The organism is Nonomuraea sp. bgisy101, assembly GCF_057708945.1.
Window position 1 is genome coordinate 50245 of sequence record NZ_JBYITD010000042.1, and the last position, 23509, is coordinate 73753.

General features: G+C 71.4%; 22 protein-coding genes. 13 read left to right on the forward strand and 9 right to left on the reverse strand.

All coding sequences use genetic code 11. From position 1 onward, the window contains the following. The first annotated feature begins 69 nt into the window (after nucleotides 1-69). Genes AC3EO4_RS47730 through AC3EO4_RS47755 form a run of 6 tightly spaced genes read left to right on the forward strand, consistent with a single transcriptional unit; the run spans nucleotide 70 to nucleotide 6567 of the window. Complete coding sequence (locus tag AC3EO4_RS47730; protein WP_431902667.1) at nucleotides 70-1428, forward strand: uracil-xanthine permease family protein; 1359 nt, start codon at nucleotides 70-72, stop codon at nucleotides 1426-1428. Continuing rightward, nucleotides 1425-2288 carry an FAD binding domain-containing protein gene (locus AC3EO4_RS47735; RefSeq protein WP_379574041.1) on the forward strand — a complete coding sequence of 288 codons (864 nt, stop codon included), beginning with the start codon at nucleotides 1425-1427 and terminating at the stop codon, nucleotides 2286-2288. Before AC3EO4_RS47730 ends, AC3EO4_RS47735 begins: the two co-directional genes overlap by 4 nt. After that, nucleotides 2278-2760, forward strand: coding sequence for a (2Fe-2S)-binding protein (locus AC3EO4_RS47740; RefSeq protein WP_379574042.1), 483 nt, complete (start codon nucleotides 2278-2280; stop codon nucleotides 2758-2760). The genes AC3EO4_RS47735 and AC3EO4_RS47740 overlap by 11 nt, the downstream gene beginning before the upstream one ends. Further along, entirely contained in the window at nucleotides 2757-5111 is a 2355-nt protein-coding gene (gene cutA, locus AC3EO4_RS47745; protein ID WP_379574043.1) for an aerobic carbon-monoxide dehydrogenase large subunit, read from the forward strand. The genes AC3EO4_RS47740 and cutA overlap by 4 nt, the downstream gene beginning before the upstream one ends. Beyond that, nucleotides 5108-6121 (forward strand): leucine-rich repeat domain-containing protein, encoded by a 1014-nt coding sequence (locus tag AC3EO4_RS47750; RefSeq protein WP_431902670.1) that lies wholly within the window; start codon nucleotides 5108-5110, stop codon nucleotides 6119-6121. The genes cutA and AC3EO4_RS47750 overlap by 4 nt, the downstream gene beginning before the upstream one ends. A gap of 35 nt (nucleotides 6122-6156) precedes the next feature. Further along, nucleotides 6157-6567, forward strand: a complete 411-nt coding sequence (locus AC3EO4_RS47755) for a hypothetical protein (RefSeq protein WP_431902672.1) — start codon at nucleotides 6157-6159, stop codon at nucleotides 6565-6567. On the opposite strand, the gene AC3EO4_RS47760 is transcribed toward AC3EO4_RS47755, so the two are convergent. Further along, on the reverse strand, nucleotides 6557-7786 hold the full coding sequence (locus tag AC3EO4_RS47760) for an MFS transporter (protein ID WP_379574046.1): 1230 nt from the start codon (nucleotides 7784-7786) through the stop codon (nucleotides 6557-6559). The two genes, AC3EO4_RS47755 and AC3EO4_RS47760, sit on opposite strands and share 11 nt — an antisense overlap. Nucleotides 7787-7889: 103 nt before the next feature. Here AC3EO4_RS47760 and AC3EO4_RS47765 point away from each other — a divergent pair, with 103 nt between their 5' ends. Continuing rightward, a complete protein-coding gene (locus AC3EO4_RS47765) occupies nucleotides 7890-9605 on the forward strand; it encodes a M4 family metallopeptidase (protein WP_431902674.1) in 1716 nt (571 codons plus the stop codon). Nucleotides 9606-9762: 157 nt separating this feature from the next. Here AC3EO4_RS47765 and cydB read toward each other — a convergent pair whose 3' ends face one another. From cydB to AC3EO4_RS47780, 3 genes are all read right to left on the reverse strand, one after another. Further along, nucleotides 9763-10713 carry a cytochrome d ubiquinol oxidase subunit II gene (gene cydB, locus AC3EO4_RS47770; RefSeq protein WP_431902676.1) on the reverse strand — a complete coding sequence of 317 codons (951 nt, stop codon included), beginning with the start codon at nucleotides 10711-10713 and terminating at the stop codon, nucleotides 9763-9765. 10 nt (nucleotides 10714-10723) lie between these two features. Continuing rightward, entirely contained in the window at nucleotides 10724-12064 is a 1341-nt protein-coding gene (locus AC3EO4_RS47775; RefSeq protein WP_379574049.1) for a cytochrome ubiquinol oxidase subunit I, read from the reverse strand. 229 nt (nucleotides 12065-12293) lie between these two features. After that, nucleotides 12294-13163, reverse strand: coding sequence for a polysaccharide deacetylase family protein (locus AC3EO4_RS47780; protein ID WP_431902678.1), 870 nt, complete (start codon nucleotides 13161-13163; stop codon nucleotides 12294-12296). A gap of 86 nt (nucleotides 13164-13249) precedes the next feature. Here AC3EO4_RS47780 and AC3EO4_RS47785 point away from each other — a divergent pair, with 86 nt between their 5' ends. After that, a complete protein-coding gene (locus AC3EO4_RS47785) occupies nucleotides 13250-13987 on the forward strand; it encodes an SRPBCC family protein (RefSeq protein ID WP_379574051.1) in 738 nt (245 codons plus the stop codon). Between the two features lie 112 nt (nucleotides 13988-14099). Here AC3EO4_RS47785 and AC3EO4_RS47790 read toward each other — a convergent pair whose 3' ends face one another. Next, nucleotides 14100-14765: a B3/B4 domain-containing protein gene (locus AC3EO4_RS47790; RefSeq protein ID WP_379574052.1), complete on the reverse strand. Its 666-nt coding sequence runs from the start codon at nucleotides 14763-14765 to the stop codon at nucleotides 14100-14102. A gap of 8 nt (nucleotides 14766-14773) precedes the next feature. Then, nucleotides 14774-15370 carry a LysE family translocator gene (locus AC3EO4_RS47795; RefSeq protein WP_379574053.1) on the reverse strand — a complete coding sequence of 199 codons (597 nt, stop codon included), beginning with the start codon at nucleotides 15368-15370 and terminating at the stop codon, nucleotides 14774-14776. Between the two features lie 28 nt (nucleotides 15371-15398). Between AC3EO4_RS47795 and pdxR the strand changes: the two genes are divergently transcribed. The 3 genes from pdxR to AC3EO4_RS47810 all read left to right on the forward strand — a co-directional run bounded on the left by pdxR (nucleotide 15399) and on the right by AC3EO4_RS47810 (nucleotide 18406). Then, entirely contained in the window at nucleotides 15399-16886 is a 1488-nt protein-coding gene (pdxR, locus tag AC3EO4_RS47800; protein WP_431902680.1) for a MocR-like pyridoxine biosynthesis transcription factor PdxR, read from the forward strand. Nucleotides 16887-16909: 23 nt separating this feature from the next. Beyond that, on the forward strand, nucleotides 16910-17710 hold the full coding sequence (locus AC3EO4_RS47805) for an ArsR/SmtB family transcription factor (RefSeq protein ID WP_379574055.1): 801 nt from the start codon (nucleotides 16910-16912) through the stop codon (nucleotides 17708-17710). 120 nt (nucleotides 17711-17830) lie between these two features. Beyond that, on the forward strand, nucleotides 17831-18406 hold the full coding sequence (locus tag AC3EO4_RS47810) for a TetR/AcrR family transcriptional regulator (RefSeq protein ID WP_379574056.1): 576 nt from the start codon (nucleotides 17831-17833) through the stop codon (nucleotides 18404-18406). Nucleotides 18407-18412: 6 nt separating this feature from the next. Here the strand turns inward: AC3EO4_RS47810 and AC3EO4_RS47815 are convergent, their stop codons facing one another. The 3 genes from AC3EO4_RS47815 to ureA are packed head-to-tail and all read right to left on the reverse strand — an operon-like array spanning nucleotide 18413 to nucleotide 21790. Then, nucleotides 18413-19450, reverse strand: a complete 1038-nt coding sequence (locus tag AC3EO4_RS47815) for an agmatine deiminase family protein (RefSeq protein ID WP_379574057.1) — start codon at nucleotides 19448-19450, stop codon at nucleotides 18413-18415. Nucleotides 19451-19478: 28 nt separating this feature from the next. Next, nucleotides 19479-21113: an urease subunit alpha gene (locus AC3EO4_RS47820; RefSeq protein ID WP_379574058.1), complete on the reverse strand. Its 1635-nt coding sequence runs from the start codon at nucleotides 21111-21113 to the stop codon at nucleotides 19479-19481. Continuing rightward, on the reverse strand, nucleotides 21113-21790 hold the full coding sequence (ureA, locus tag AC3EO4_RS47825) for an urease subunit gamma (RefSeq protein ID WP_379574059.1): 678 nt from the start codon (nucleotides 21788-21790) through the stop codon (nucleotides 21113-21115). The genes AC3EO4_RS47820 and ureA overlap by 1 nt, the downstream gene beginning before the upstream one ends. Before the next feature lie 141 nt (nucleotides 21791-21931). Between ureA and AC3EO4_RS47830 the strand changes: the two genes are divergently transcribed. Continuing rightward, a complete protein-coding gene (locus AC3EO4_RS47830) occupies nucleotides 21932-22828 on the forward strand; it encodes a hypothetical protein (protein WP_379574060.1) in 897 nt (298 codons plus the stop codon). 15 nt (nucleotides 22829-22843) lie between these two features. Further along, nucleotides 22844-23443, forward strand: a complete 600-nt coding sequence (locus AC3EO4_RS47835) for a DsbA family oxidoreductase (RefSeq protein WP_379574061.1) — start codon at nucleotides 22844-22846, stop codon at nucleotides 23441-23443. Nucleotides 23444-23509 lie beyond the last annotated feature (66 nt).

Genomic DNA, 23509 nt, shown 5'->3' on the forward strand with positions numbered 1-23509 from the left:
GTCCTAATGTGCCCGCAACGGCCTGCGGGGCGGCCACCGAACCGATGGAGCGCGAACAGAGGGGCTCTCATGGTTTTGGGTTGGACCAAACACGGAGACGGCAAACACCTGGCCCCCGGAGAGGTCGTCAAGCCTGACGAGCGCCTCTCCTGGCCCCGCATGGTGGGGTTCGGCGCGCAGCACGTGATCGCGATGTTCGGCGCGACGTTCGTGTTCCCGCTGGTCATGGGCCTTGATCCGAATACCGCGATCATGATGTCGGGTGTCGCGACGATCCTGTTCCTGCTGATCGTCAAGGGGAAGATCCCCAGCTATCTCGGCACCAGCGCCTCCTTCGTCGGCGGCGTGCTGGCGATCAGGGCGGCGTTCGGCGGTGACACGGCGGGCGTCGACGCGATCGTCACGGGCGCCATCCTCGTCGCCGGGTTCGTCCTGTTCCTGGCGGGTGTGGCGATTCACGTGCTGGGCGTGCAGATCATCCACAAGATCTTCCCGCCGGTCGTCACCGGCGCGGTGGTCATGCTGATCGGCTTCGGCCTCGCGTTCGTCGTCGCCGACGTCTACTGGCCGCAGGACCAGTGGATGGCGCTGGTCACGATGGTGATCACGTTCGTGGTGATCGTGGCGTTCAAGGGATTCCTCGGCCGCATCGGCATCCTCATCGGGCTGGTCGCCGGGTTCGTGCTGTCCTGGGCGGCCGACAAGGTCTTCGGGAACATCACCGCCTTCAACGCCGGCGCCGGCAAGATCGACACGCATCCGCGGGTGAACCTCGACGCGGTCGCGCAGGCCGACTGGATCGGACTGCCGAGCATGCACCTACCCGACTTCAGGATCTCCGCCTCGCTGCTGGTACTGCCCGCCGTGATCGCGCTGATCGCCGAGAACATCGGGCACGTCAAGGCGGTGGGCCAGATGACCGGCACCGACGTGGACCCGTACATGGGCCGCGCCGTCGCCGCCGACGGCATCGGCACGATGATCACCAGCGCGGTCGGCGGCTCGCCCACCACCACCTACGCCGAGAACATCGGCGTCATGGCCGCCACCCGCGTCTACTCCACCGCCGCCTACTACATCGCCGGCGTCATCGCGATCCTGTTCGGCCTGTGCCCGAAGTTCGGGGCGCTGGTCGCCGCCACGCCGGGCGGCGTGCTCGGCGGGGTCACCGTCATCCTCTACGGCATGATCGGTCTCCTGGGCGCGAAGATCTGGATCGAGAACAGGGTGGACTTCTCCGACCCCGTCAACATGGTCCCGATCGGCGCGGGCATCATCATGGCCATCGGACCGGTCAAACACGTGATCAGCAGCGACTTCACCCTGGAGGGCATCGCGCTCGGCACCATCGTGGTGGTGGCCGGCTACCACCTGCTGCGCTGGATCGCGGGAACGAGGGCCCCTGCAGTGAGGGAGACCACCGGGTGAAACCCGCCCCGTTCGTCTACCACGCGCCCCGCGACCTCGGCGAGGCCATCGAGGCCCTCGCCGAGGCAGGGGCGCACGGCAAGGTGCTGGCCGGGGGCCAGAGCCTGATCCCGCTGCTCAACATGCGCCTGGCCGCGCCCGAGCAGCTGATCGACATCAACAGGATCGAGGCCCTTGAACCCTTCGGGATCGAAGGGGCGGGCGTGCGCGTCGGCGCGCTGGCCCGCCACTCCCAGGTGGAGCGCTCGGCCGAGGTCGCGCGGGCGCAGCCGCTGCTGCGCCAGGCGCTCAAGCTGGTGGCGCACCCGGTGATCCGCAACCGCGGCACCGTCGTCGGCAGCCTCGTGCACGCCGACCCCGCCGCCGAACTGCCCGCCGTGCTGGCGCTGCTCGACGGCAGCGTACGGCTGGCCCGCGTCGACGTCGTGCGCGACGTGCCCGCGGGCGAGTTCTTCACCGGGCCGCTGGAGTCGGCGCTGGAGCCGGGCGAGCTGGCCGTCTCGGCCTACTTCCCCGCGCTGCCCGAGCGGACGGGCACCGCCTTCGCCGAGGTGGCCAGGCGCCACGGCGACTACGCGCTCGCGGGCGTCGCCGCGCTCGTCGGGCTCGACGACGACCTGAGGGTGGCGGTGGCGAAGGTGGCGTGCGTCGGCGTCGGGCACGTCCCGATCACGGCCGACGTGAGCGAGGAGTGCGAGCACCGGCCCGCCTCGACCGTCGACTGGGCGGGCGTGGCGCGGGCCGTACAGGACAGGACCGAACCGGAGGCGGACATCCACGCGACCGCCGAGTACCGCAGGCACCTGGTCGGGGTGCTGGCCGTGCGGGCGCTGACAGAGGCGGCGAGAAATGCGGCATGAGATCACGCTGATCGTCAACGGTGTCGCCGAGCGGGTCAGCGTGCCCGCGCGACGGCTGCTGTCGGACTGCCTGCGCCAGGACCTCGGGCTGACCGGCACCCACGTGGGGTGCGAGCACGGCGTCTGCGGCTGCTGCACGGTGCTGCTCGACGGCGAGCCCGTGCGCTCGTGCCTGACGTTCGCGGTGACCGTCGACGGCAGGCAGATCACCACGGTCGAGGGCCTGGCGGGGCCAGGAGGGATGTCGCCCGTGCAGCGGGCCTTCGCCGAGTGCCACGGGCTGCAGTGCGGCTTCTGCACGCCCGGCTTCCTCTGCACGGTCACCGCGCTGCTGAGGGACAACCCTGCGCCCACCGACGAGGAGGTCGTGGAGGGCATCTCGGGGAACCTGTGCAGGTGCACCGGCTACCAGAACATCGTCAAGTCCGTCCACCGGGCGGCCGAGCTGATCGCCGAGGAGGAGGGCCGATGACGACGCGGCTGTTCGGCGAGCGGGTCCAGCGCAAGGAGGACCCCCGCCTGCTCACCGGGCAGGGCCGCTTCCTCGACGATCTCGGTCGTGACGCGCTGGCCGTGGCCTTCGTCCGCTCCCCGCACGCGCACGCCCGCATCCTCGACATCGACGTCTCAGGCGCGCTCGACGTCGAAGGACTGGTCGCCGTCTACACATGGGAGGACCTGCCGGGGCGCGTCGCCGAGCCGCTCCCGCTGCTCATCCCGCACCCCGCGCTCACCCACGGCCGCACGGCCTACGCCCTCGCCAAGGAGTTCGTCAGGCACGTCGGCGAGCCCGTCGTCATGGTCGTCGCCGAGGACCGCTACCTCGCAGAGGACGCCTGCGCGCGCATCCACGTCCACTACGAGCTGCTCAAGGCGGTCGTCGGCATCGAGGAGGCCGCCCAGGGCGCCGCGCTCGTCCACGACGACGTGCCGGGCAACATCGGCGCGCACCTGGTGCAGGAGGTGCCCTCCAGGGAGGGGCGGAACGCCCGCGAGGCCATCGAGACCGCCCCGCACACGCTGGCCTTCAGGCTCGACATCGAGCGCAGCGCGTGCACGCCGCTGGAGGGGCGTGGCGTGCACGCCCGATGGGACGGCACCGATCTGCGCGTCCACTCCTCCACCCAGACCTCCACCAGCGTCAGGATGGCCATCGCCGCCAAGCTCGACCTGCCGCTCCCGCACGTCGAGGTGATCGCCCCCGACGTCGGCGGCGGGTTCGGTGTCAAGATCGTGCACCCGTGGCCCGAGGAGATCCTCGTGCCGTGGGCGGCGATGCTGCTGAACCGCGAGCTGAAATGGACCGAGGACAGGCGCGAGCACTTCATCTCCTCCGCGCACGAGCGCGGCCAGGTGCAGTACGTGCGGGTCGGCTTCGACGACGAGGGCCGCGTCCTCGGCCTCGACGTGACGATCATGCACGACCACGGCGCGTACACGCCCTACGGGATCATCGTGCCGATCGTCACCTCGACGCAGCTCCTCGGCCCGTACAAGATCGGCGCCTACCGGGTCGAGTTCACCTCGATCTACACCAACACCGTGCAGGTCACGCCGTACCGGGGCGCGGGCCGCCCGCAGGGCGTGTTCTGCATGGAGCGGACGATGGACAAGATCGCCCGGTATCTCGGCAAGGACCGCACCGAGGTGCGGGCCGCCAACTTCATCCAGCCCGAGGACTTCCCCTACGACCAGGGCATGATCTTCCAGGACGGCCGCCCGCTGATCTACGACAGCGGCGACTACCCGGCGATGCTCGCCCTGCTGAAGCGCCTCATCGGCTGGGACACCTTCGAGAGGCGGCCCGGGCTCGGCATCGGCATCGGCTGCTACGTCGAGGGCACCGGAGTAGGGCCCTACGAGGGCGGGCACGTGCAGGTCACCTCCGACGGACGGGTGCACGTGTCCACGGGCCTCACCTCGCAGGGTCAGGGCCACGAGACGGTGTTCGCGCAGATCGCGGCAACGGAGCTCGGCGTGCCGATCGAGCGGGTGTCCGTCGTCACGGGCGACACCCGCAGGTTCGGGTACGCCGTGGGCACCTTCGCCTCGCGCGCGGCCGTGGTCAGCGGCAACGCGATCGCCCTGGCCTGCAGGAAGGTGCGGGAGAAGGCGCTGCGGATCGCGGCCGAAGCCCTGGAGGCCGACCCGGGCGACCTGGAGATCACCGACGGGCTCGTCCACGTGGTCGGCGCGCCGTCCGCCTCCATCCCGCTGTCCACGGTCGCGGTCCTGTCCAACCCGCTGCGCTACTCCTTCGACGCCGAGACCGCGAAGGCGACGCAGTTCTCCGGCGCCGCCTCCTACGACAAGCCGCCCGTCGCCGAGGGCGACGAGCCGGGGCTGGAGGGCCGCGACTACTACTCGCCGCTGCGCTCCACCTTCGCCGCGGGCATGCACGCCGCGATCGTGGAGACCGACAAGGACACCGCGGAGATCCGCATCCTGCGCTACGCCGTCGTCCACGACTGCGGCAGGCTCATCAACCCGATGATCGTCGAAGGGCAGATCCACGGCGGCGTCGCGCAGGGCGTGGGCGGCGCGCTCTACGAGCGGATGGTCTACGACTCGCACGGCCAGCTGCTCAACGCCTCGTTCATGGACTTCCTGATGCCGTACGCCACCGAGGTCCCGCGCATCGAGACCGACCACCTGGAGACGCCCTCGCCGCTCAACCCGCTGGGCATCAAGGGCGCGGGCGAGGCGGGCGTCATCCCGGTGTCCTCGGTGATCGCCGGCGCGATCGAGGACGCCGAGGGCCTGGACATCGACAGGATGCCGATCTCGCCGTCGGAGCTGTTCCAGCTAAGATCCGGTGAGTGAGCGAGCTTCGAGCGCCTGGGGCGGGCCTGACCGAACTGCCGGACGTGGCCGGCGACGTCCGCCTGATCGACCTGGCATGGAACCGGCTGACCGAGCTGCCCGCGAGGGTGGGTGAGCTGGCGCGGCTGGAGGAGCTGCGCCTCGACGGCAACCTGCTCACCTCGCTGCCCGCGCTGCCGTCCTCGCTCAGGGCGCTGCACCTCGACGGCAACAGGCTCGCCGAGCTGCCCGCGTGCCCGCCGTACCTGGAGAGCCTCTTCGTGTACGGCAACGCGCTGGAGAGCCTGCCCGCCGATCTCGGCCCGCTGAGACACCTGGCGGCCGGCGGCAACCGCCTGACGAGGGTGCCCGACGCGGTGTGGCGGCTGGAGGGGCTGGAGTCGCTCAACCTGGCGGAGAACCGGCTGACCTCGGTGCCGGAGGAGATCGGCGGGCTGTCCCGCCTGCGGATGCTGGACCTGGGCCACAACGCCCTGCGGGAGATCCCCTCGGCGATCGGCGAGCTCGACCTGACCGACTACCTCTACCTCAGCGACAACGGCTTCACCTCGGTGCCCGAGTCGCTGGGCAAGCTGGGCCGCCTGGCCTACCTCAACCTGACCGACAACGAGCTCACCGAGCTGCCCGACTCGATCGGCGGGCTGGCCGAGCTGAAGGAGCTGCGGCTCTACAACAACAGGCTGACCACGCTGCCCGAGACGGTCGGCGGCCTGACCGAGCTGCGCGAGCTGCACCTGCGTGGCAACCGGCTGACCCGGCTGCCGCCGCTGCCCGCCACGCTGCGCCTGCTCGACGTGCGCGACAACCAGCTGGCAGAGGTGCCCGCCTGCATCGGAAGCCTGGCCGGGCTGACGCACCTCGACCTGCGCGGCAACAGGCTGAGGACGCTGCCGCCGGCGCTGGCCGAGCTGCCCGCGCTGGAGAAGCTGGACCTGCGGTGGAACAAGCTGGACGGCGGCGCCGCCGTGCTGGACGCACTGGAGGCGCGGGGCTGCGTCGTGCTGCGCTGAACCCTGCCGGCGAAGGGCACGTACCTCGTGGCGTGATGACTTATCTCCGCATAGCGGCTTTCGTGCTGGTGCTCGCGGCCTGCGCACCAGGAGACGGCGGCGGGGGCGACGGCGGCGGCGACGACAGCGGCGGAGGCTACGTGGCCGCCGCCGCCCAGTCGATGACCGTCGAGCAACTGGCCGCCAAGGCCGGATGCACGCCCCACATCCAGATCGACGCCGTCGACCTCAGGCAGGGGCACTGCGAGACCGGCGACGGCCAGTTCTTCCTCACCACGTTCACCACCCAGGAGGGCAAGGACGCGTGGATGGACACCGCGCCCGAGTACAACCCGCACCTGGTCGGCCCGCTGTGGACGGCCCTGTCCAGCAGGGCCGTGCTGGAGCGCGTGCAACGCAGGCTCGGCGGCGACCTGCACCTGAAGGACCACAGGGTCAAGGGCTGAGCGGCTCGGGCAGGTCGCGCATCCTCCGCAGCGGCGACAGCAGCAGCGGGATCACCGACAGCGGCGTCAGCGCGCACGCGATCCACACCGCCGGCACCACGCCCAGGTGCTCGCCGAGGACGCCTCCGATGAGCGCGCCCAGTGGCAGCGTGCCCCACACGATGAAGCGCATCGTCGCGTTCATCCTGCCCAGCAGGTGGCCGGGGGTGATCGCCTGGCGGAAGCTGACCTGCGACACGTTGTAGACGACGATGCCCACGCTCACCACGAACCAGGCGAAGGCGTACAGGCCCAGCCGCCAGCCCTGCGCGGCGAACGGCACCAGCAGGATGAACGGCGAGGTGAGCAGGTTCGACAGCCAGATCGTCCTGGCCGAGCCCGCCCACCTCGACATCGGGCCGACCAGCGCGGCGCCCACCAGACCGCCGACGCCCGCGACCGAGAACAGCAACCCCATCACCCCCGGCGTGATGCCGACGACGTTGATGAGGAAGAGCACGGAGAGCGTGTTGTTCATGGCGTGGGCCAGGTTGGCACTGGCCGTACAGGCGGCGATCATGCGCAGGATCGGGTGCCGCAGCACGAACGCCAGGCCCTCGCCGATCTCCCTGACCAGGCCGCGCCGCTCGTCGCGGGCGGGGACGTCCCTGTCGGACCTGATGCCGGCCAGCAGCAGGCCCGACAGCAGGAAGCTGACCGCGTCGACCAGGATCGCGACCGGCGCCGTGACGAGCTGGACCAGCCAGCCGGCCGCGCCAGGACCCGCCACCTGCGCGCCGGAGCGGACGATCTCCAGCTTGGCGTTGCCCTCCACGATCCGCTCGCGCTCCACCAGCGACGGCAGGTAGCTCTGGTAGGCGACGTCGAAGAAGACGGTGGCCACGCTGACGCACAGGCCCACCACGTAGAGCTGCGGCATCGACAGCACGCCCAGCCACCAGGCCACCGGCACCGAGGCCAGCAGGACGGCGCGCGCCAGGTCGCCGGTGATCAGGATGGGGCGCCGGCGCAGCCGGTCCACCCACACCCCCGCGGGCAGCCCGATGACCAGGAACGCGGCGCTCTCCGCCGCGACCAGCAGGCCCATCTCGAACGGTGAGGCGTGCAGCGCCACGACCGCGACCAGCGGCAGGGCCACCATGCTGACCTGGGTGCCGACCTGGCTGATGGTGTCCGCGCCGAACAGGAGCGCGAAGCCCCGATGCCGTAAGAGATTCATCTGCCGTATACAACCAGACCAAGTCGGCCCCTACTCATGACAAAGCCGCGTCAGAGGCTCACGATGTCGCCACAAGTCTTCAACTCATGTAGGGGGGCGCGCCATGAGTCGACACTTCGACCGCATGCGCTACCACATCGCCGACGACCCCGACGCAGGGGGCAGGCCCAGGCCGCCGGGCGCGTTCACCGGCATCGCCCCAGGGCTCGAGGACGTCGCGCCGCGCTTCACCTCCAACGAGGCGGCCGCCAGGTTCTACCTCGACCACAAGCTCGCCGAGGACGCCTCCGCGCCGGGCTTCAGGGCCGCGCTGGCCACGGAGTCGCCCGCCAGGGTGCCCGACCTGGAGCTCAGGTCCTCCCGTCAGACGCCCGCGTCGGGCACCACGCTGGTGCGTTTCGACCAGACCCACGCCCGGATCCCGATCTTCGGCAGCGACGTGCTCGTCGAACTCGACCAGGCCAGGGAACTCGTCGCCATGGACGCGCGGCTCACCGAGGTGCTCGGCGCGCCCGGCGCGCCCGACATCGACTCGTCGGCCGCGCTGGCGCGGGTGGCCGAGGCCACCGGCACCGCGCTCGAAGGCGCGGGCACGGCGCCGCCCAGCCTCACCTACTTCCTCGACGAGGCAGGCACGTGGCATCTGGCGTGGCACCTGCACGGCCTGACCGCGGTCCTGCCCGAGGCCAGGCCCGCCCCCGGCGGCCGTGCGGGCGCGACCGGGCACGGCATGGAGGATCCCTCGCCCCGCGATCTCCACCCGCAGGTCGACTACCTGGTCGACGCCGAGGACGGCAGGATCCTCTACTACTTCGGCGTCACCCCCACGGTCGACATCCCCACCAAGTTGCGCGGCTTCGACGAGAACGGCACGCTCGTCGACCGGATCTGGGGCGACAGGCTGGCCGGCGCCTTCGCCCTGCGCGACAGGCTGAGGAACATCGTCACCCACGACCTGGCCCTCGCCGACCTCAACGAGAACCCGCCGTTACCCGACCCGGTCCAGGCGGCCGACCCCGACCTGGGGGAGAAGTTCAAGGCGGCGGTCTCCGCCCACGCCAACGCGACCAGGGTCTTCGACTTCTACCGCAGCGTCCTCAGCCGCGACAGCATCGACGACCAGGGGATGGCGCTCACCTCGGTCATCAACTGCACCGTCGGCGAAGGCCCCGAGTGGCGCAACGCCGCCTGGTGGAAGGGCCGCATGTGGTACGGCCAGATGCGCAACCCGGCGGGCGTGCTGGTGAGCACCTCCCGCTTCCTCGACGTGATCGGGCACGAGCTCACCCACGGCGTCATCGAGAGCTCCAGCGGACTGGTGTACCAGGACCAGCCGGGAGCGCTCAACGAGTCCTTCGCCGACATCTTCGGCATCGCGATCAAGAACTGGTACGAGGCCCCCGCGCAGGAGCGGACGGACACCTGGAACTGGGAGCTCGGGGCCGGCTGGCGTCCGACGGGCGCGGGGTTGCGCTCGCTCAGCGATCCAGCGGCCTTCGGTCAGCCCGCGCACATGCGCGACTTCGTGCGCACCAGGGCCGACAACGGCGGCGTCCACACCAACAGCGGCATCCCCAACAAGGCCGCCCACCTGCTGCTCACCTCGACCACGCCCGAGGGGAGGCCGGTCCTGGACGCCAGGGACTGGCTCGTGCTCATCTACCTGGCGATGGTGCGGCTGAGCAGACTCTCGGACTTCGCCGACGTGCCCGTGGCGCTGCGGGACGTGGCGAAGGTGTACCTCGCGGGGAGCCCCAGGCAGCTCGAACCCGTGCTGGCCGCGATCACCGCGGCCTACACGGCGGTGGGCATCGAGTAGCCGCCAAGGGTCGCTCCGGGGCAGCCCGGTCCCCGGGGCGACCCGCCTCCCGCCGGCTCCCGGCCTGGGCGAGGCCGTCACGTCCGGCGGGCGGCGGAAGCAGGTGAATCTCGCCCGCGCGCCCGGCACCGTCGACGTCTCAGAGCCCGCGCGCGAGCTAGTGGCCGATCGCCGCCTGGCCGCCCTCAACCCGGGCGGCCCCGCCAGGAGCCGAGATCCGCTTCCTGAACACCCAGTACGTCCAGCCCTGGTAGCCCAGCACGAACGGCAGGATGGCCAGGCCGATCCAGGTCAGCACGTTGAGCGTGTACGGGCCCGAGGCGGCCTCGGCCAGCGTGAGCCCGGGCAGCGGCCTGGCCGCCAGCATCCCGAACAGCGCGGCCGAGGTCAGCACGATCGCCCCTGCCGTCGCGGCGAACGCCCAGCCCTCCCGACGCCGCCAGATCAGCGAGCCGCCGGCGGCCAGCAGCGCCATCGCGCCGCCCGCGGCGATCCACACGGCGAGGTCGCCTTCCCCGGGGATGGAGGACAGCGCGACGATCGCCAGCGGGATGACGGCGAACGTGGCGCCCGTCGCGGCGGCGCGGGCCCGCCGTCGTACCTGTCCCTCGGTCCTGAGCGCCAGGAACACCGCTCCGTGCAGCACGGCGACCGCGAGGGAGAACGCTCCGCCCACCAGCGTGGCGACACCGCTGTCGAGCAGCACGTCGGCGAAGACGGCACCCCAGAGGAAGGCGGGCAGCGCGCTGCCGACCAGGATGCCCACATCGGCCCACGCCCTGTCGGAGGCGTGCTCCAGCTTGCCGCGCCACTCCAGCGCCACCCCGCGCACGATCAGCCCGGCCAGCACCAGCGTGAGCGGCAGGTAGAAGGAGCTGAGGAAACCCGCGTACCAGGCCGGGAAGGCCGCGAACATCGCGCCCACCGCGGTGATCAGCCAGACCTCGTTGCCGTCCCATACGGGGCCGATGGTCTGCAGGATCTGCTTGCGCTGCCCCTCGTTCCCGCCGAGGAACGGCGACAGCATGCCGACCCCGAAGTCGAAGCCTTCGAGGACGAAGTAGCCGGTCCAGAGGAAGGCGATGATGACGAACCACAAATCGATCACTGTGCGCTCCTCAGTACATGAGCGAGGGTTCGCGCACCGGCTCGCGGGCCGGCGCGGGAAGCTGTTCTGGACCCTTCTTGACGCTCCTGATCAGCAGGACCACCTCGGCCACCGCGAGCACGCCGTACACGAGGGTGAACAGCGTCAGCGAGGTGGCGACCTCGGCCAGCGACACCCCCGGCGAGACGCTGGAGGCGGTCAGCAGCTCGCCGGCGACCGTCCACGGCTGCCTTCCGATCTCGCTGAGCAGCCACCCGGCGATGATCGCCAGCAGCGGCAGCGGAAGCGCCAGCAGCAGCGCCCTGGCGTACCACGGCGGCACCTGCCTGCGCCTGCGGGTCAGCCACAGGCCGAGCACCGACAGGCCCACCGTCGACAGGCCGAAGACGATCATCACCCGGTAGGACCAGAAGACGACCGCCTGGTCGGGCCGGTAGTCGCCGGGACCGAACTGCTTCTCCAGGCGGCGCTGGATGTCCTCGGTGCCCTGGACGGTGGCGTCGGGGTCGTTGGCCGACAGGAAGCTGAGCAGCTTGGGGATCTCGATGCCCGGTAGCACGTGGAAGGGCGCGCCCTGGGTGTCATGCGTCAGACCCTCGGCGGCGGCCAGCTTCATCGGCTGCTGCTCGTACAGCAGCTTGCCCGACAGGTCGCCCGTGCCGGCGACGACGGCCCCGGCGATCGCGGTCATGACCAGCGCGCCGCGCAGCGGGCCCCTGAAGGTCGTGTCGCCCTTGAGCAGCCGGTAGCCGCTGACCGCCAGCACGAATCCGCCCGCCACGATGAAGCTGGCCGCGATCACGTGCGGCACCTGGGCGAGCGCGGTGGAGTTGGTCAGCACCGCCCACAGGTCGGTCATCCTGGCTCTGCCGTCCACCACCTCGTAGCCGACGGGATGCTTCATCCACGCGTTGGCGGCGAGGATGAAGTAGGCGGACAGGTTGGAGCCGATGACCGCCGCCCAGATGGTGGCCAGGTGGACCCGCTTGGGCAACTTGTCCCAACCGAAGATCCACAGCCCCAGGAACGTCGACTCCATGAAGAAGGCGAGCAGCGCCTCCAGTGCCAGCGGAGCGCCGAAGACGTCACCCACGAACACGGAGTACTCGCTCCAGTTCATGCCGAACTGGAACTCCTGCACGATGCCCGTCACCACGCCCATCGCGAAGTTGATCAGGAACAGCTTCCCGAAGAACTTCGTCAGTCGCAGGTAGTGCTCCTTGCCTGTGCGGTGCCAGGCGGTCTGGAGTCCGGCGACGAAGACGCCGAGACCGATCGTCAACGGTACGAACAGAAAGTGGTACACGGTGGTCACCCCGAACTGCCACCGTGCCAGGTCTAGCGCGTCCATCTTCCCCTCACGGGCTTGGAGCTCTACGAGCTGTAGTTCTACTAAAAGTAGTACTACGGCTTGTAGAGCAAAGCGACGGGAGTGCGCTGCGATCTTCGTCACAGACATGCTCAAGGGGTGCGAGGCCGCACACCTCGCACCCCTCGAGGGCTCCCCCGGAGTCCCCCTCCGAGGACAACGATCGCCTGTCCCGGGGTCGCCGCGCGTCACCCGCGCGGCTGATTCGCCCCTACTTCGCCCGGCGGAGAGCCGCCTTCAGGTAGGCGTCCAGGTTGCCGAGCTCGTAGCCCCTGCGCCTGATCTTGTCGACCAGGATCCTGAAGTCCCTGGCCAGGTTGGGCCTGAAGTGCAGCAGCAGGATGTCTCCTGGGCGCAGCCGCTTGTCCGGCACCTGGTAGGCGATCTTCCCGCCCGGCTGCACGGTCGCCGTCCACAGCAGCAGCGCCTCGACGCCGCACGCCTTGGCGGCCCGCAGGGTGCCGGCGCCGTAGTTGCCGAACGGCGGCCTGAACAGCGTCGGCCGGGTGCCGATGTGCTCGCGGATCAGCTTCGACGAGCCGCAGATCTCGGCCTTCTGCGCGTCGTAGCCGAGCGTGCGCAGGTCGGGATGGGTGAGCGTGTGGTTCTCGATCGGCACGCCCGCGTCGCGCAGCTGCCTGAAGTAGCTCCACTTGCCGCGTCCGACGTACTTGCCCACGCCGCCCGCGGGATCGGGCGCGCCGAGCGCCTCCACCGCGTCGCGCATGACGAAGGCGGTGATCGGTATGCGCTGCTCGCGCACCTGCCTGACGAAGCCGGGGTCCTGCTCCCAGCCGTCGTCGATGGTCAGGAACACCACCTTGCGTGTGGTGGGGATCGAGCTGATCACCGGCAGGACGGAGCCGGCGGGGGTAATCGCCTTCACCTCGCCGGGCCGGGGAAGGACGCCGGGTGGACCCGCCTTCTGCTGCGGCTTGACCGGGACGGGCGGCGAGGAAGCGGGCGCGGCGGAGGAGGCCGGGCTCGTCCCTCCCGCGGCGCAACCCGAGACCAGCGCGGCCGCCACGATGCCCGCCGACACGCGCATCAGGCGCGTTCCCCCGAATCGCCGCCCGATCATGGGACCCCATCCTGCCATGGATCATGGACCATTCTCGGCGTGAGTTGCCATGAAGAAGGGGCACGGTGCTGCCTAGAGTGGCCTTTGTGAAGGTCGCAGGCAGTGCGGTGCTCGGCATCGGCAGAGATCGTGTGTGGGACGCGCTCCAGGACCCGGCGGTGCTGGTGCGCACCATCCCGGGCTGTGAGCGCCTGGAGGAGACGGGCCCCGGCACCTACCGGATGACGGTCAGCGCGGGCGTCGCCTCGATCAAGGGCGTGTACCAGGGGGAGGTGGCGCTGTCCGAGCCGTCGCCGCCCGAGCGCTTCGTGCTGAGAGCGCGGGGGCAGGGCGCGCCCGGCACGGTCGAGGCCACCGTCGAGGTACGGCTGGCCGAGGTCGAGGGCGGGACGCGGATCGACTACGACGCCGAGGCCGTGGTCGGCGGGATGATCGGCGGGGTGGGGCAGCGGATGCTCGGCTCGGTCGCCAAGCGCACGGCGGGAGACTTCTTCAGCGCCGTCGAATCCCACCTGGTCACCGGGGTCCCCGCCCAGGCGGGCGCCCTCGCGGGATCGGCGGCGTCGCGTGGTCGGGCGCCCGCCGTTCCCGCTCAGGCGGGCCCGATGCGTTCGGCGGCCGGGCCGGATCATGGCGTGGCCGCGCCCGCCGTCCGCAGGGCGGAGCAGGAGGGCGCTGGGCAGGTCTTCGAACGGCCGCGCCCCGCGAAGGACCACACCCAGACCCGCCCGTGGGTCATGCTGGCCGCCTTCGGCATGGGCGCGGGCATCGCCCTGGGCAGCGCGGCGATCGGCTGGGTGCTCGGCAGGGCGGGCCGCCGGTAGCCGCGCGTCCGGCCATGCCCCCCGCTGTCGGCAGCACCCGCGGCTCCCGCCCGCGCAAGCCGGGCCTCGCCCCCCGGATGTCCGGACTCCCGGACTCCCGGACTCCCGGGGGTCAGCTGCTCCTGATCGAGGTCTCGGGCCGGGCTGACCAGGTGCGCGACAACTCCTCGGCCAGCGCCGCCGTGAGCGCCTCGACGTCGGCGCGCGCCGTCCCGTGCATCGCCTCGGCGACGATCAGGACGGCGCCCGTCGACTCCCTGACGGCCGAGTGGCCGCTCTGCCTGTTCGACCAGCGGCGGGCGTGCGCGCGCCGCTCCGCGTCCGCGAAGATCACTTCGCCGGGTTCGGGCCGCTCGACCTCGCCGCCGAAGGTGAGGTAGGTCTCGTCCCCGTACGCGTGGCGGACCTCCATGCTCCCCGCGACCCGGGCGCGGTCGAAGACCGCCACGGGGATCGCGTAGGCCAGCGAGACGGCGTTGCACAGGTCGATCAGCGGGTGGATGCGCGGCAGCGACCCCTCCTTCCTGAAGCGCCGCAACAGCGACTCGGCGGCGCACCGGTACTGGGTCGGCTTCAGCCCCATCTTCGAGAAGGCCCTCCGCCACGCCTGGATCTCGGGGAGGTCGGCCTCCGTGCCGGCCGCGAGCCGCTCCTTGGCGATCGCGGTGAACCTGTCCAGGTCGGGCGCGGCGTCAGCGGTGATCCCCTCGGCGAGGAGCACGCCCGCCGCGAGTTCGGGGAAGTCCGACCAGATCCGGGGCGAATGCTGGACATCCATGAGGGCTCCTAGAGGTCGGCGAAGGCGAGTCGGACGCCGAGGGCGACGAAGGAGGCGGCGAAGATCCGCCCCATCCAGGCCATCACCCTGGGCCGTGAGGTGACCTGGTCGCGCACCGAGGCGGCGCACAGGCCGTAGGCGGCGAAGACGACGAAGGTGAGCAGCATGAACACCCCGCCGAGCCACAGCATCTCCTGGCCAGTCTCGGCGAACTGCGGCAGGAAGGCGAGGAAGAACATGGTCAACTTCGGGTTCAGAATGTTGATCAGGACGCCCGAGACGATCATCCGGGTCGCCGAGCGTGGCGCGGCGTCCTCGTCGACCGCCACCGTGCCCTTGTCGCGCAGCGCGGCCCACGCCATGAACAGCAGGTAGGCCACCCCCACGTACTTCAGCACCTGGAAGGCCACGGGGCTGGCGCGCAGCAGCGTGGCCAGCCCGGTGATCGTGGCCGCCAGGTGCGGCACGATCCCGAGCGTGCAGCCGAACGCGGCGACCACGCTCGCCGTGCGCCCGCGCGACAGTCCCGCCGACAGCGTGTAGACGACCCCGGTCCCCGGAGTGGCGACCACGACCAGCGTGGTCAGGAAGAACGCGAAACTCACCCGTCCACCCTGGCGCGACAATGGTCTGATGAACAGGTCCAAACAGGACGCTTCACGCAGGTCCATTGCGGTCGGCTCCGACTTCCTGCAGCTGGACGCCGGCGAGGCTCCCGTAGGCGGCCTGTCGGACTGGCTGGCGGGAAGGCTCAGGCGCGCCATGGCCGACGGCCGCCTGCCGGTGGGCGGCAGGCTGCCGGCCACACGCGTGCTGGCCGCGGAGCTGGGCGTGTCGCGCGGCGTGGTCACCGAGGCCTACCAGCGGTTGAGAGAGGAGGGCCACGTCGCGGGACGCGGGAGGGCGGGGACCGTCGTCGTCGCCGTGCCCGCGACGCCACCCCGCCCCCTCGGCCCGCCCCGCGCGACCGCGCCGGGGGAGCTGTTCGCGGCCGAGCCCATGGCCGACGTCTTCGACGCGCTGCGCGCCGCGCCGGCGCGCATCGACCTGTCACCGGGACTGCCTGATCTGGCCGCCTTCCCCAGGACGGCATGGCTGAGGGCCGAACGCTCCGTCCTCGCCGGGTTGTCGGCCGCCGATCTCGGATACGGCGATCCCAGGGGAGCGCTCGCCCTGCGCACGGCCGTGGTCCACTGGCTGGCGCGCAACAGGGGGATCAGGGCGGATCCGGGCGAGGTGCTCATCGTGTCGGGGACCGCCCAGGCGCTCGGCCTGCTGGCCCACGTGCTGGGCAGGGAGGGCGTCGACGAGGTCGCGGTGGAGGACCCTGGCTCGCTCGGGGCCCGCCAGCACCTCGGCGACGCGGGCATGCGCACCCCGCCCGTCACCGTCGACGCCGAGGGCGTGCGGGTGGACGAGCTGCGAGCGCTCGGCGCTCCGGTGGTCCTGCTGACCCCGGCCCACCAGTTCCCGACCGGCGTGGTACTGGGCGGACGGCGCCGGCGCGCGCTGCTGGACTGGGCCAGGGACGGCGGGCTGGTCGTCGAGGACGACTACGACGCCGAGCACCGCTACGACCGCTCGCCCGTGCCCGCCGTCCGCTCGGTCCTGGCCGAGCGGGTCTTCTACGCGGGCAGCGTCTCCAAGCTGCTCGCGCCCGCGCTGCGCGTGGGATGGCTGCTGGCGCCCCCGCGGTACAGGGACGCGCTCGTCGACGCCAAGCGCTTCGCCGACCTCGGCAACGCCGTACTGCCCCAGCTGGTGCTCGCCGCGCTCATGGAGAGCGGCGCGATGGAGCGTCACCTGCGCCTGCTGCGCACCCGTCACAGGCGGCGCAGGGACGCCATGGTCGAGGCGATCGCCGCGCACCTGCCGGGGGCGGTGGCGCACGGAGCGGCCGCGGGGCTGCACCTGATGGTCACCTACGCGGCGGGGCCCGCCGACACCGACCTCGCCGCGGCGGCGCTGGCCCGCGGGGTGAAGGTCCAGCCGCTGTCGTGGCACACCCAGCGCCCGGGCCCGCAGGGGTTGGTCATGGGTTATGCCGCGCGGACGCCCGCGGAGATCGGCGAGGGGGTGGCGGTCCTCGGCGGCGTGCTGCGCGACTGGACAGGCAACTAAATGGTTGCCTATTGTGGGGGGTTGTGGACGCGGTGTTCAAGGCCCTGGCCGACGGGAGCCGCAGGAGGCTGCTCGACCGGCTCAACGAGCGCAACGGGCAGACGCTCCTGGAGCTGACCGAGGGGCTCGGCATGAGCCGGCAGGCGGTGAGCAAGCACCTGGCGGTGCTGGAGGCCGCCAATCTGGTCAGCACCGTGCGGCACGGCAGGGAGAAGCTGCACTACCTCAATCCCGTGCCGATCCACGACATCGCCGACCGGTGGATCCGCCGCTACGAGCAAGGGCGGCTGTCCGTACTGGCCCGACTGAAGCAATCGCTGGAGGCATCACCCATGAGCAAGCCCGAGTTCGTCTACGTGACCTACATCCAGACCACGGCGGAGAAGCTCTACCAGGCACTCACCGACCCCGAGCTCATCAAGGTCTACATGGGCGGCACGGGCCCCGAGTCCACGTGGGAGATCGGCTCTCCCGTGCGCTGGAAGTCCCACCCCGACGGAGAGTTCGAGGAGCTGGGCCAGCGGGTCCTCGAGGCCGAGCCGGGCAAGCGGCTGTCGTACACCTGGCACACGCTCCAGCCCATGCACCGTGAGCTGTTCGACTCCGACGAGGCGTTCGCGGAGGCCGTCAAGGAGCGGTCGAGGGTGACTTTCGAGATCGAGCCCGCCGAGATCCCGATAATGGGCATCAAGCTGACGATCATCCATGACGGCTTCGACAGCCCCGACAGCAAGATGCTGGAGGGCACCAGCGGCGGCTGGATCATGATCCTCTCGGCGCTGAAGACGTTCCTGGAGGGCGGCAAGCTCCTCGCCGACCAGTGACCCGGCCGGCGACCCCCTCGCCGGGATGGGCCGGATCCGGCGCCCCCGATCCCGCGGCCGTCGCCGGTCCGGTCCACGGTGACGGGTTCGCGGGAGAGGGGCTCGTGATAGATAGGGGGCATGGGCAGACGGGCCGGGCGGCGCAGGCAGGACGTGCTCGAGGGGGCCGCGCGGGTGATCGCCGAGCGGGGGGCGGAGGCGACCAGGTTCGCCGACGTCGCCGAGGTGTCGGGAGTCCCGATCAGCACGCTGCAGTACTACTTCGGCAACCGCGAGGACCTGCTGGTCGCCGCCTTCCGCCACGCCGCGGCCACCGACCTGGAGACCGTCAGGCAAGGCCTGCAGGGCACGCCCTGGCAGCGGCTCCTCCACATCGCCCGGCACGTCGCAGGGGAGGAGGGCGGCGGCTGGCGGGTGTGGGTGGAGTCGTGGCGGTGGGCGCTGCGCGACGTGGAGTGGCGGGGGGAGTTCCTGCGCGACTACGCGGCCTGGCGCGGCCTGCTGACCGAGGTGATCGCCGACGGCGTCGCCGACGGCAGCTTCGCGGTGGGCGACGACCCGGTACGGCTGGCCAGCCAGGTGCTCGCCCTGCTCGACGGGCTCGGCATGCCCACCGCGCTGGCCGATCCCGCGCTGAAGGACCCCGAGGTGCTGACCGGGGCCCTGCGCAGGCTGCTGGCCGTGTCGGAGGCGTGATCCGGGCTAGGCCCGCATGCCCGAGACGGCGGGCTGCTGCTGCGTGATGCAGTGGATGCCGCCGCCGCCCGCGAAGATCTCCCTGGCGTCCACCAGTTCCACCGTCCGCGAGGGGAAGAGCTTGGCGAACAGCGCGGCGGCCTCAGCGTCGCGCGGGTCGTCGAAGGCGCACAGGATCACCGCGTCGTTGGCGAGGTAGTGGTTGATGTAGGAGTAGTCGACAGGCTCGCCGTCCACCTCCGTCACCGTGGGCGCCGGCACCTCGACGACCTCGAGCGCGCGACCGCGGGCGTCGGTGAACGAGCGCAGCAGGGCGATGTTCTCGCGGCAGACCTCGTGGTCGGGGTGCGAGGGGTCGGGCTGGCTGTGCGCGACGACCAGGCCGGGGCGGACGAAGGCGGCGAAGACGTCGATGTGGCCGCGGGTGCCGTACATGCCGTAGTCGGCGGTGAGCCCGCGCGGCATCCACAGGCACTTCTCCGCGCCGACGAACGCCTTCAGCTCGGCCTCGACCCGCTCGCGCGTCCAACCCGGGTTGCGGAAGGGGTCGAGCTGGACGGTCTCGGTCAGCAGCACCGTCCCCTCACCGTCCACGTGGATGCCGCCGCCCTCGTTGACCATCGACGAGGTGTACGGCACCGCCTCCGCCATCTCCGAGACGAGCGCGCCCACCTTGGAGTCGTTCTCCCAGCGGGCGAAGCTCTGCTGTCCCCACCCGTTGAAGACCCAGTTCGCCGTGGCGAGCCCGCCCTTGCCGTCCACCAGGAACGTGGGCCCGCTGTCGCGCAGCCACGCGTCGTCGATGGGCCGCTCGACCACGGTGATGCCAGGGTCGAGGCAGTAGCGGGCGTCGGCGCTCTCGCCGGTGTTGGCGACCATCACGACGGGCTCGTACCTGGCGATCGCGTCGGCCACCTGGCCCCATGCCCTGCGCGCGGCCTCCAGGTCGGTGAAGGTCGGGTTGGCGGTCGGGAAGGCCATCCAGGTACGGGCGTGCGGCTCCCACTCGGCGGGCATCCGGAAGCCGGCGGCGGCAGGTGTCATGGCGAGTCCTTAGTCTGTCGGTGGTTCGTCAGAGGAAGTAGAGGCGGCTGAGCGGGACCGACGAGGCCGGCTCGGTGCCGATGGGCCGGTCGTCGAGCGTGACCTGCCCGGTGCGCGGGTCGACCCTGACCTCGCCGAGGCGGTCGTTGCGCACCATCGAGGCGGGGCCGATCCCGCGCGTGCCGCGCACCGGCACCTGCCGGCGCCTGGTCGGCAGGGACTGCGACACCCCGCTGACGAAGGCGACCGACAGTTCGGCGGGGGTGGCGCCGTGCCCGCCGAACTGCGGGCCGTACACGAGGGGCTGGCAGACGTCGATGGAGGCGTTGGGGTCGCCGGTGACGCCCCACGCGGGAAAGCCCGCCTTGAGCACCAGCCACGGCTTCGCGCCGAAGGAGGCGGGGTTCCAGAGCACGATGTCGGCCATCTTGCCGACGCTGATCGATCCCACCTCGTGCGACAGGCCGTGCGCGATCGCCGGGTTGATCGTCAGCTTGGCGATGTAGCGCAGCACGCGCGCGTTGTCCGGCCCGCCCGTCGAGAACCTCGAGGCCAGCTGGAAGGTACGGCGGACCGTCTCGCCCGCCCGGCCCATGCCCTGCGCGTCGGAGGAGGTGATGCCGATGACGCCCAGGTCGTGCAGCACGTTCTCGGCGCCCATCGTGCCGGCCCTGATCCGCTCGCGGGCGATGATCTGGTCGCTGGGCAGGTCGGGCTTGAGCCCGTGGGCGGCCACGATCATGTCGTAGTGCTCGCCGAGCGCGTCGCGCCCGAACGGCAGCGTGGGATTGGTCGAGGAGCCGATCACGTTGGCGACGCCCGCCATGCGCAGCACGTTGGGGACGTGGCCGCCGCCGCAGCCCTCGATGTGGAAGGCGTGGATGGTCCTGCCCTCCAGCACGGCGAGCGTGTCCTCGACCGACAGGCACTCGTTCAGCCCGTCGGTGTGCAGCGCCACCTGCACGTCGTGCTCCTCGGCCACCCGGAGCGCGGTGTCGAGCGCCCTGGTGTGCGCGCCCATGTCCTCGTGCACCTTGAACCCGCAGGCGCCGCCTTCGACCAGCGCCTCCACCAGCGGGTCGGCCACCGACGACGAGCCGCGCGCCAGGAAGCCGATGTTGACAGGCCAGGCGTCGAAGGCGGCGAAGGCGTTGCGCAGCGCCCAGGGCGAGTTGACGCCCACCCCCCAGACGGGGCCGAACTCCTGACCGATGATCGTGGTCACGCCCGACGCCAGCGACGCCTCCATGATCCGCGGCGACATCAGGTGGACGTGCGTGTCGATCGCGCCCGCCGTGGCGATCAGCCCCTCGCCCGAGACGATCGTGGTGCCGGTGCCCACCACCACGTCCACGCCGTCGAGCGTGTCGGGGTTGCCCGCGCGGCCGATCGCGTGGATGCGTCCCTGGCGCACCCCGATCGACACCTTCCTCACCCCGAGCAGCGCGTCGATCACCAGCACGTTGCTGATCACCAGGTCGCAGGTCTCGCGGATGGAGGCGGCCTTCAGGTGCAGGCCGTCCCTGGCGGTCTTGGCGAATCCGGCCAGGAACTCCTCTCCCGGCTCCTGCGAGTCGTGCTCCACCTCGACGACCAGGCCCGTGTCGCCGAGCCGTACCAGGTCGCCCTCGCGCGGCCCGTGCACCCCGATGTAGTCGTGCACTATGCCCCCTCGTATCCGCAGGCGCGCGCTCTGCGCAGCGCCTCCTCCTTCGCGCCCGGCGCGTCCAGCGGGCCGTCCACCAGGCCCGCGAACCCGATCGCGGTACGGCCGCCGCCGATCGGGATCAGCTCCACGTCCACGGTCGTGCCGGGGTCGAAGCGCACGGTCGCGCCCGCGGGCACGTTGAGCCGCATGCCGTACCCCTCCTGCCTGGGGAAGCGGAGACGCGGGTTGACCTCGAAGAAGTGGAAGTGAGAGCTGACGGAGATCGGCACCTCGGCGGTGTTGAGCACCTGGACGCGCACCGGTGACGGGGGTTGCTCCCACGCGGACCTGGACACGACCGCTCCCGGCGCGGCGTCGCCGAGCGAGCCGCCGCCCACGGGGTCGGTGACCACCGCGAGCCTGCTGCCGTCGTCGAAGACCGCCTCGACCGTCACCTGGGTGACGATGTCGGCCACTCCCGGCAGCACGTCGTCGGGGCCCAGCACGGCCCTGCCGGCCGCGATGGCCTCAGCCAGCCTCGCACCGTCCCTGGCCGCCTCGCACACCGTGTCGGCGATGAGCGCGGTCGCCTCGGGGACGTTCAGGCGCAGGCCGCGGGCCCGCCTGGCGCGGGCGAGCTGCGCGGCGGTGAAGAGCAGGAGCCGGTCCCGCTCGGTCGGCGTCAAGCGCACCAGTGCCTCCCTCGTTCAGTGGCCCGATGGCAACCAGTGGAACATCCCCAGGTCGGGACCGCTGACGCGGGTGACCGTATCGTCATACAGGTTCGTCGTACAAGCTGTTGGAAAAGGATCTCCCGGCGTAGCGTGGCTGGTATGCGGGAGGCACACGCTGAAGACGCAAGGACCGAGGCCCGACGAGTCATCAACAACCTGCTCGGAGAGGAGCGGCCGACCGCGGCCGCGCTGATCGCCGACGCGCGCGCCGCGCTCGGTGAGGACCGCACCTCCCGATGTCTCGAGCTGGCACTCGGCGCGTCGCTGACGAGGCGCTCGGCTGAGCTCTCCTCCCTCGCCGCGCTCGTGGTCGGCGTCAGGGACCTGGGCGGCACATGGTGGGAGACCGAGCGGGGCGGAAAGCTGCCCGCGCCCGTCGAGGTGCTGCACACCGCCGCCGCGATCGAGCCGTGGACCGACCTGACGGTGCTGGAGATGCTGGCGGCCTGGATCGCCGACGACGCGGCCGACACGCTCTGGGGGCGCCCGGTGGCCGAGGTCGACCTGAACTCGTGGCAGGCCGAGGACCGCATCAGGCTCCCCGGCGGAGTCGGCCCAGGACAGCGGCTCGTCGTCCACTTCGACGCGGGCGGCAGGCTCGACGCGGTGGTGACCAGGCGGCCGGACGGCGAGCTGGGCTCCAACCTCGACTTCTCCTCGCTGCGCTATTCCAAGCCCGCCGAGGCGCAGTGGAGCTGGGGCGTGGCCGCCGGGCTCGGACCGCACCGGCTGCCCGGCGAGGACCCCGACCCGTACGCCAGGCCGGTGGCCGACGACGCGGTGCGCATCCTGCGCGAGTGGGCGCTGCGCCATGGCGCCACGCACGAGCAGCTCGGCACGTCGTGGACGAGCGTGGGCGACGTGGTGGCCGCTATCGAGCGGGTCGACTGGATGTGGCGCAGCGCCGAGTGGTTCGGCTGGTGGCGCGGTGCCTCGGCGCTGGTGGACGACTCGGGTTACCTTCCCCACAGGCTGGAAGAACTCGCGGCCGATTGATTGTTACGGCTTTCCGTGAAAGTTGAAATTTTTTCGGACGTCGTCTGTCCCTGGTGCTACATCGGGCACAAGCGCTTCGCCAGGGCGGTGGCGCGCTTCGCGGGCGAGGTGGAGGTGATCCACCGTCCCTTCGAGCTCAACCCGGACGCCCCCGCCACGGGTGAGCCGCTGCTGGAGGCGCTCGATCGCAAGTTCGGCGGCAACGCGGCGCAGATGACCCGCCAGGTCGCGGACGTCGGCGCCCAGGAGGGCCTGGAACTCCGCTTCGACCACGCGATCAGCGCGAACTCGTTCGAGGCGCACCGGCTGATCGAGCTGGCCTCCCGCCAGGGGCTGGCCGAGGAGATGACGAACCGGCTGTTCGAGGCGCACTTCACCGACGGGCTGAACATCGGCGACGCGGGCGTCCTGGCCAAGCTCGCCGCCGAGGTGGGCGTCGCGGACACCGGCGAGGCCGCCGCGCAGGTCAGGGAGCAGCTCGGCAGGGCGCGCGCGCTCGGGATCACCGGCGTTCCGTTCTTCCTGTTCGAGGAGCAGTTCGGCGTCTCGGGGGCGCAGCCTGAGGACACCTTCCTCGCCGCCCTGGAGGAGGTCGCCGAGCGTACGGCCCGCTGACCGAACGGGCGCGGGGGGGGGGGGGGGGGGGGGGGGGGGGGGGGGGGGGGGGGGGGGGGGGGGGGG